Below are 548 nucleotides of genomic sequence, written 5' to 3' on the forward strand. Positions count from 1 at the left end.
CTTATGGTAAATTCTATGTCCAAATTCCCTCATCAATTACCGGCATACCCTATTTAATTTATTCAAACTACTCGAAAACTCGTCTAGCTGTAGGACATTACACTAGTAATCCGGAATCAAAAATATTACTTGCAATGAGCAGTAATTCCACTACAGGAGCCATGGATTCCTGGGACATTATACCTGCTACTAATAATCCAGGAACTTATGTCCTTCAAAATGAGCTATATCTTGGCCAAGGAAGTAGTGGTTCATGGTGGGATGTATTCAATTATGTGGTAGATATACAAGCTAATAATGTTGGTTTCAGCCAATATACACAAAGAGCCCAACAGGAATTTACTATCACCCCTGATGCTGTATTCACACTGAAAAGCCTAGAATTTATCAATCCATATTCCGCAACTGTGACCCAAAGGGAGAATGTCTCTATCAAACGAGCCATAACAAACTCTTCATCCCAATTTATACGAGAGAACCTCGTATTTGAAAAGGCTATACAAGAGGACTCCTATTTTAAAGAAGAAAAGGGAATAGCATTTAAGGTT

The 548-nt window shown here is 37.6% G+C and carries 1 pseudogene; it reads left to right on the plus strand.

The features are described from left to right. Positions 1-548, plus strand: a pseudogene (locus BSAG_RS08465) (hypothetical protein); the annotation flags it as partial.

Source organism: Bacteroides sp. D1, from assembly GCF_000157095.2.
GTDB lineage: Bacteria > Bacteroidota > Bacteroidia > Bacteroidales > Bacteroidaceae > Bacteroides > Bacteroides xylanisolvens.